The organism is Azospirillum sp. P4_B5 (assembly GCF_056402275.1).
Window position 1 is genome coordinate 1 of record NZ_JBFUHT010000091.1, and the last position, 7,695, is coordinate 7,695.

The 7,695-nt window shown below is 66.1% G+C and carries 4 protein-coding genes and 5 pseudogenes; 7 read left to right on the forward strand and 2 right to left on the reverse strand.

The genetic code is table 11. From position 1 onward, the window contains the following. The 4 genes and pseudogenes from AC1DVI_RS31595 to AC1DVI_RS31610 form a co-directional block, all read left to right on the forward strand. Positions 1 to 145, forward strand: a pseudogene (locus tag AC1DVI_RS31595) (IS5/IS1182 family transposase); the annotation flags it as partial. Between the two features lie 424 nt (positions 146 to 569). Then, positions 570 to 767, forward strand: a complete 198-nt coding sequence (locus AC1DVI_RS31600) for a type II toxin-antitoxin system ParD family antitoxin (protein WP_137106334.1) — start codon at positions 570 to 572, stop codon at positions 765 to 767. Further along, complete coding sequence (locus AC1DVI_RS31605) at positions 757 to 3,522, forward strand: PAS domain-containing sensor histidine kinase (RefSeq protein ID WP_476961348.1); 2,766 nt, start codon at positions 757 to 759, stop codon at positions 3,520 to 3,522. The genes AC1DVI_RS31600 and AC1DVI_RS31605 overlap by 11 nt, the downstream gene beginning before the upstream one ends. A gap of 290 nt (positions 3,523 to 3,812) precedes the next feature. Then, positions 3,813 to 4,394: pseudogene (locus AC1DVI_RS31610) on the forward strand (aldehyde dehydrogenase family protein); the annotation flags it as partial. Positions 4,395 to 4,435: 41 nt separating this feature from the next. Here AC1DVI_RS31610 and AC1DVI_RS31615 read toward each other — a convergent pair. Continuing rightward, a pseudogene (locus AC1DVI_RS31615) lies at positions 4,436 to 4,660 on the reverse strand (transposase domain-containing protein); the annotation flags it as partial. 306 nt (positions 4,661 to 4,966) lie between these two features. On the opposite strand from AC1DVI_RS31615, the gene AC1DVI_RS31620 reads away from it, so the two are divergent. Together AC1DVI_RS31620 and AC1DVI_RS31625 are read left to right on the forward strand one after the other, a co-directional pair. Next, positions 4,967 to 5,152: a hypothetical protein gene (locus AC1DVI_RS31620; protein WP_476961349.1), complete on the forward strand. Its 186-nt coding sequence runs from the start codon at positions 4,967 to 4,969 to the stop codon at positions 5,150 to 5,152. Then, on the forward strand, positions 5,139 to 7,211 hold the full coding sequence (locus AC1DVI_RS31625) for a recombinase family protein (RefSeq protein ID WP_476961350.1): 2,073 nt from the start codon (positions 5,139 to 5,141) through the stop codon (positions 7,209 to 7,211). Before AC1DVI_RS31620 ends, AC1DVI_RS31625 begins: the two co-directional genes overlap by 14 nt. Positions 7,212 to 7,214: 3 nt before the next feature. On the opposite strand, the pseudogene AC1DVI_RS31630 reads toward AC1DVI_RS31625, so the two are convergent. After that, positions 7,215 to 7,364: pseudogene (locus AC1DVI_RS31630) on the reverse strand (IS66 family transposase); the annotation flags it as partial. 106 nt (positions 7,365 to 7,470) lie between these two features. Here AC1DVI_RS31630 and AC1DVI_RS31635 point away from each other — a divergent pair. Continuing rightward, positions 7,471 to 7,695, forward strand: a pseudogene (locus AC1DVI_RS31635) (ISL3-like element ISAzs13 family transposase); the annotation flags it as partial.

Genomic DNA, 7,695 nt, shown 5'->3' on the forward strand with positions numbered 1-7,695 from the left:
CGGCACTTGGTCGAGACGGCACTTGGTCGAGAACTTCTTCTGTAAGATCAAGGAATTCCGCCGCATCGCCACCCGCTACGACAAAACCGACACCAGTTTCGCGGCGGCCATCCAACTCGTAGCGACCGTCTTGGCAACCCGATGAATGTCAACAGACCCTAGTGCCTTGGGAGTGCCTTTGGCAAAAACTCGCATGTCCAGCGTTGCCGCGCCCATGGCGGCCTGATGAGCCGACCATTTCCCGGCAATCAAACAACCGACAAGGTGTCGGTGCCATTCACGCTACTTCTCAGGTGCAATCACAGCCCGATCTTCAATCAAAGATCAGTATTCCGCGCTTTGGAGTTGTTTCCTTACCGCTCGACGCTCACGGTCCAATTCCTTTGATCCAAGCCCGATCCAGCCCAGACTGCCACCCAGACGCGCCCGCTGCATTGTCTTCTGCACTGCCGCCGCTCCTCCCCCGTTCGAAAACTATGACCGGAGGTACCATGCCCTTCGGGCGACTTCCGGGCTCCAACCCGGTGTCGTACTCTGTGGCACCGCTTCCCTTCCGTTGCGATGGTCACATGTCCAGGCGCATCAGCCAGAGCATCTCCCTCACCCCGGAACTCGACCGCTTCGTCCAGACTCTGGTGGCGTCCGGCCGCTACCAGACGGCCAGCGAGGTGGTGCGCGACGGGTTGCGCCTGCTTCAGGAGCGTGTTGCGCTGCCGCCGTCGTCGCTTGCCCAGCCCCCTGCACCAAGCGGCGGCCATGATCCCTGACGCCATCGGTTCAAAGCTGGACTGGCCCAGTGGCGGCGGGACCATGGGAGCGCTGATCCGGGCTCATGATTGGGCTGCGACGTCCCTCGGACCGAAGGCGAACTGGCCGCTGTCCTTGCGGGTCGTCGTCGACCTGATCCTCGCCTCCCCGCTCGGCATGATCGTTCTCTGGGGACCCGACCTCATCCAGATCTACAACGATTGCTACGCCGAAATCACCGCCGGCAAACATCCCCGTGCCCTCGGCCAACCCACCCGCGAGTGTTGGCCCGAGGTTTGGGACTTCAACGGGCCGATCTACGAGGCCGTGCTCCACGGTGAATCCCGCGGGTTCGACGACCAGAAGCTGATCATCGAGCGCAACGGCGTCCCGGAGGAAACCTGGTTCGACCTCACCTACAGCCCGGTCCGCAACGATGCCGGGATCATCGCGGGCGTCCTGGTGACGGTGCATGAGGTGACCAACCGCAAGCGGACCGAACTTGCCTTGCGCGACAGCGAGAGCCGCTTCCGCGCCCTGGTGAAGGCCTCCTCCTACGCCATCTACCGCATGAACGTCGACTGGACGGAACTGCGGCAGCTTGACGGGCACGGCTTCCTCACCGACACGACGGACGGCAACAAGGCGTGGCTCGATGAGTACATCCATCCGGACGACCAGCCGCAGCTTCTCGACGCCGTGCGGGAAGCCATCCGGACCAAGAGCGCCTTCGATCTGGAGCATCGGGTCCGGCAGGCCGATGGATCACTGGGATGGACGCATTCGCGGGCGGTGCCGATCCTGGATGCGGACGGCGAGGTCTGCGAGTGGTTCGGGACCGCCAGCAACATCACCTCCCGCCGGAGCACCGACGAGGCGCTGCGGCGCAGCGAGGCGCGGCTGTCCGCCCTCTTCGCCCGCGCGGCGGTCGGCCTGTCGGAACTCACGCCGGATGGCCGCTTTCTCCGCGTGAACGACGAACTCTGCCGAATCCTGGGACGTCCGCGGGAGGAGGTCGTGGGCTTGTCCGTCGCCGACGTCACCCACCCTGATGATCTGGCGGCGAGCCGCAACGCCATTGAACACGCTTTGCGGACGGGTGAGACCGTGGCCCTCGACAAGCGCTACCGGCGGCCCGATGGGACGGACGTCTGGTCGAACAGCGGCATCACGATCGTGCCCGGCAACAACGGCGACGAGCACCATTTCCTGGCGGTCACGGCCGATCTGACCGTCCGGCGGGAAACCGAAGCGGCCCTGCGCGAGAGCGAGGCGCGGTTCCGTCTGATGGCGGACGCCGTGCCGCAGATCGTCTGGATCACCGACGCCGAGGGACGGGTCGAGTTCTTCAACCGGCAATGGGCCGACTATACGGGCGTCGCGTACGACCCTCGGACGGCGCCAACCACGGTGTCGGACGTCATCGCCGCCTTCATCCATCCCGACGATGCGGCGCTGACGGCTGAACGCTTCCAGGAGGCACAGCGGGCGGGCAGCCTCTACCTCGTCGAGCATCGTCTCCGTTCGAAGACGGGGGAGTACCGTTGGTTCCTGGTCCGCGGCCTGCCCTACCGCGATCCGCAAGGTGGCGCAATTCTCCGCTGGTTCGGCACCTCGACCGACATCCACGACCACAAGCACGCCGAAGCCTTGCTGCAACAGGCACGCGACACGGCCGAGGCGGCGAGCCGGGAGAAGTCGAACTTCCTCGCTTCGGTCAGTCATGACCTGCGCCAGCCGGTGCAGGCGGCCAACCTGTTTCTCGAGCTTTTGCGGCGGCAGCCGCTCGACCCGAAAGCGCGCGAACTCCTGAAGCCGCTGTCGGACAGCATGACCAGCCTGACGGGCATGCTGAGCGGGCTGCTGGAGGTGGCGCGGCTCGACGCCGGCCTGCTCACGGCGCAGGCGCGGGTCTTCGACCTCGACGAGTTGCTGAAGCGTCTTTACGGCGAGTTCCAGGGACCGGCGCGCGAGGCGAAGCTGTGGTTGCACGTGCCGCCGGCTGCCAGATCGGTCCGGTCCGACCCGCTGCTGGTGGAGTTGGTGCTGCGCAACCTGATCTCCAACGCCGTCAAATACACCGAACAGGGCGGCGTCACGGTCGAGACGCGGGTCGAGGAGGACCGGCTGGCGATCGACGTGACCGATACCGGGCGGGGCATCGCCCCGGAGGAGATGGAGCGCATCTTCGATCCCTATTACCAGATCGGAAACGCGACCCGTGAGCATGCGCGCGGCTTCGGCATCGGCCTCGCCACCGTGCAGCGGGTCGCCGATCTGTTGGCGACCCGGGTGACGGTCCGCTCGGAACCCGGTAAAGGGTCCACCTTCAGCCTGACGCTTCCGTTGGCCGAAGACGAAGCGCAGGTGTCAGCCGCCGGAAGGGAGGCGCTCTGCGGGACGTTGCGGGGCCGGACCGCCCTGGTGGTGGACGATGAACCAATGGTGCTGAAAGCGTTGGAGGTCACACTGGGGAGCTGGGGCGTGTCCGTGCATACGGCCCGCACGTTGGCGCAGGCCCGGACCATGCTGAAGGAGCTTGAGGCTGCACCGGACATCCTGATCGCCGATCATTCCCTGGGTGCGGGAGAGACCGGCGTGGCCATCATCAGCGAAGCCCGCCGACGCGGCACGCCGGTCACGGTTCTGGTGACCGGCGACACCTCGGCTGAACGGCTGGCCGAAGCCGGGCGGACCGGCATTCGCATGCTGCACAAGCCAATCGATCCCGCCAGACTGGAGGCATTGCTCGCGGAGGAGCTACGGGGGCGATAAGAACGCTTTTTGTGATCGGGCCGGTTCGGTCGAGCCTCTTCCCACCGTGATCCCGTCGTGTGAATCGGCATGGAGCAAGGGGCTCTTCCAAGTTTCGTGCGGCCAAGCAGAGGTTGAGTGGGCGACGCTGAACAGCCGGCGGGAGGCACAATCCCTTGCAGATCAGGGGGCATGATCGTCAGGCGTTGACCATCGCCTGACCACGTGCTTGCGGATCCGCAGGATCTCATGTCGGCAGGGTGGCTGGCATCGGGACGCCTACGCCCGCGCCTGATCCTCGAGGATATCCCATGTTCAAGAACTGCATCGCCGGTGAGTGGATCGGATCGGAGGGACGGGAAAACATCAACCCGTCCGATACGGATGACGTCATCGGCGTGTTTGCGAAGGCAACGCGCGAGGACGTGCTTGACGCGATTTCGGCAGCCAAGGCCGCCTTCCCCGCATGGTCCCGCTCGGGCCCGCTCGTCCGCCACGCCGTCCTGCGCAAGGCGGCGGACGAAATACTGGCGCGCAAGGACGAGCTGGGCGCCCTGCTCGCCCGCGAAGAAGGCAAGACGCTGCCGGAAGCCGTCGGCGAGGTCGTGAGGGCGTCGCAGATATTCGACTTCTTCGCGGGCGAGGCGCTCAGGCTGGCAGGCGAAACCGTTCCCTCCGTCCGCCCGGGGATCGCCGTCGACGTCACCCGCGAGCCTCTCGGCGTGATCGGCATCATAACGCCGTGGAACTTTCCGATCGCGATCCCGGCGTGGAAGATCGCCCCGGCGCTCTGCTATGGGAACACGGTGGTCTTCAAGCCGGCGGACCTGGTCCCGGCCAGTTCCTGGGCGATCGTCGACATCCTGCAGCGCGCCGGTCTCCCGGCAGGCGTCCTCAACCTCGTCATGGGGCGCGGGTCGCTGGTCGGCCAGGCAGCTTTCGTCTGCTCGCGGATTGCCTTCCATTCCCAGGGCAGGAGCTCGCGCAGGCGGGTTTGGGGGATGTCGTTGATGCGTGCCAGCACGTCGGCGAGCCACGCCTGGGGATCGACGTCGTTGAGCTTTGCCGTGGTGATCAGGCCGTACATGATCGCCGCCCGCTGGCCGCCGCGATCGGAGCCGCAAAAGAGCCACGCCTTCCTCCCGATGGCCATCGCCCGTCCATTGTGCCCATGCCGGGCAGGATGTTGACGTCCATTACCGCTGGCATCCGCTGCATGGCCGTCGCGTCCGGGTGATGTGGAGCGAGGTGCGCGCCATCGGCCATCTCGTTTTCGTCGAGGCAGCGCCTGGGATCATCACGGTATTGCCGGAATGGATGCTGGACCCTGTCATCTGCGCCGGCATGGAGCTCGGTACGCCGCGGGTCGCGGTGGAAGCGCTCATCAACCTTCAGCGTCAGCTGAGCGACGGCGGATTCAGGCGAAGCTCTCCAGGTGATGCGATCATCGTCCCGGAGGAGCGACATGAAGATGCCGTCAGCATCAACACGACGGGCCAGGACCCGGCGCCAGCTCAGCATGGCCTTCGACACCGCAAGGCTGCGGGTGATCAGCCCGGCCGACCGCGCCGCGGCGGTGGTGCAACTGGCCCTTCTCCTGATGGAAGCCGCAGGTGCCGGAACCGGGGAGCGTGACGATGGCGAACCCTGATCTCCTGCCGCCGTCGGTGCTCAAGCGCAAGGCTGTGGTCTACGTCCGCCAGTCCACCCAGGCGCAGGTCCAGACCAACCTGGAGAGCAAGCGCCGGCAGTACGAACTCGTCGACGCAGCCAAGCGCCGTGGGTTCCGCCGGGTCGAGGTGATCGACGACGATCTGGGACGCTCCGCCAGCGGCACCACGGCGCGGCCCGGGTTCGAGCGGCTGGTGGCGGCGCTCTGTGCCGGTGAGATCGGCGCCGTGCTATGCCTCGACGCTTCCCGGCTCGCCCGCAACGGCCGGGACTGGCACCACCTGCTCGAACTCTGCGGGCTCGTCGAGGCCAGGGTGATCGACCTCGACGGCGTCTACGATCCGGGGCGGCCGAACGATCGGCTGTTGCTGGGGATGAAGGGCAGCATGAGCGAGTTCGAGCTGGGAGTGCTGCGGACCCGGATGCTCGATGCTGCCCGTAGCAAGGCGCGGCGGGGCGAGCTGCGCATCAGCGTGCCGATCGGCTATGTCTGGCACCGGGAGATCGGTCTGGGCTTCGATCCCGATCTGCGGGTCCAGGAGGCGATCCGCCTCGTCTTCGCCCGCTTCCGGGAGTTGGGCAGCGCACGTCAGGTCCTGCTGTCGCTGGCGGCGGAGGGGGCCTGCTTCCCGCGGCCGTCCGACGGCAAGAGGCTGGTCAGCTTCGACTGGACGCCGGTCCGCTATCGCAATGTCATCAGTGTGCTCAAGAACCCCTTCTACGCCGGTGCCTACGTCTACGGAAAGAGCCAGCACCGCACCGAAATCGTCGAAGGGCGGGCGCGGAAGAGCTATGGCCACGGCAAGCCGCTTGAAGAGTGGGAGGTTCTGCTGAAGGATCACCACGAGGCTTACGTGGACTGGGAGGAGTTCGAGCGCAACCAGACCCTGCTCGCCGCCAACGCCTACGGCCGGGCCGGCGGCGCGAAATCGGGGCGTGGAGGACGCGCCCTGCTGATCGGGGTCCTGAGCTGTGCCCGGTGCGGACGGCGACTGACCGTGTCGTATCGCGGCCGCCAGCCCAGCCAGGCCATATACCGGTGCGAACGTCCTCACCAGATGCTGGGACTGCCACGATGTCTTGGGTTTGGGAGTTCCCGGGTGGACGAGGTGGTCGCCGGCGAACTTCTCCGAGCCGTCGAGCCGATGGCGATCGAGGCCGCGCTGGAAGCCGAGCGGAGGCATATGGAACACCAAGCCGAGCGACGGCGGCTGGCGGAGCTGGACCTGCAGAAGGCGCGCTACGAGGCGTCACTGGCGGAACGGCGCTACGCCGCCTGCGATCCCGACAACCGGCTGATTGCCGCGCAGCTGGAAAAGAACTGGGAAGCGGCACTTCGGCGTGTCGAGTCCTGCGAGGCGCGGGTCGCGTCCGTGTCGGTTCCCGTTCCGGTGGCCGACGCTCCGGATTTCGCCGGACTGGCCGATGATCTGCAGGCTGCCTGGAACGCGCCGACGGTGACCACCAGGGCGCGCCAGCGTCTGCTCCGGACCCTCATTGTCAACATCATCGCCGACGTCGACGAAGCGGCGCGCGAAGTCATCCTCACCATCCACTGGCAGGGTGGCCAACACTCGCAGCTGCGTCTCACCAAACCGAAATCCGGCGAGCACGGCTGCCGGACGCCGGAGGAGGCGATGGCGGTGATCCGCAGCATGGCGACGCGCTGGTCGGATGCGGAGATCGCCGCGCAGCTGAACCGGATGGGCATGCGCACCGGGCAGGGAAAATCCTGGACCGGACACCGTGTCGGCTCGCTGCGCCGGGTCCGTGGCATTCATGCCTACCGATCCGCGGAGAAGGATGGCGAATGGTTGACCCAGTATGAGGCTGCGGCGGCGCTCGGCATTTCGCGCCACCGCCTTGTCCGGCTCATCAATGCCGGCCTGATCGTCGCCGAGCAGGTCGTGCCAGGCGCTCCCTACCAGATCCGTGCTTCGGACCTTCAGGATCAGCGTGTCCTTGCCGCGGTTGGACGCAAAGGCGAGCCGTGTCGCCTCGGTTCTAAGGATAAACTTTCAATGTTTCCAGACACTTGAAGAAGAGGGGCAGAATGAACGCACCATCGTGATCCCGCGCAGGCCGCGTTCGGCGGCGTTGTTCGTCAAACACAACCGGCCATCGTCGAGGAAGCGGGTGAAGCCGTCCCATCGGGTCAGCATGTAGTCCATCGCCTTAGCCACGGGGGCATGTCAGGCGACACGTCAAACTGGTCCTTCCGCGTTTTTGGTGCAGCGTGAGTGCACTTGCGGGCGACAGTGAGCACATAGGGGGAACGGCATCCCTTTCCTGAGTGCTCTGATTTCCTTGTCAAAATCGCTGCTGTCCCTGCTCCCGCCCGGTCTCGCTGTTGATCACGTCACCGTCGCCCATGATCGCGTTGTTGTGGCCGTGCGCGCTCGCGCCACCACGGCGGCCTGCCCCGTGTGTCGGCATCCCTCGCGCCGCGTTCACAGTCGGTACAGTCGCCGCCTCGGCGACCTGCCTTGGCAGGGCCGGGTCGGCCAACTCGACCTCCAGGTT

Bases quoted from the DNA above. Each gene is read 5' to 3' on its own strand.
- AC1DVI_RS31600 (WP_137106334.1), top strand. From the start codon at position 570: ATGTCCAGGCGCATCAGCCAGAGCATCTCCCTCACCCCGGAACTCGAC.
- AC1DVI_RS31605 (WP_476961348.1), top strand. From the start codon at position 757: ATGATCCCTGACGCCATCGGTTCAAAGCTGGACTGGCCCAGTGGCGGC.
- AC1DVI_RS31620 (WP_476961349.1), top strand. From the start codon at position 4,967: ATGAAGATGCCGTCAGCATCAACACGACGGGCCAGGACCCGGCGCCAG.
- AC1DVI_RS31625 (WP_476961350.1), top strand. From the start codon at position 5,139: ATGGCGAACCCTGATCTCCTGCCGCCGTCGGTGCTCAAGCGCAAGGCT.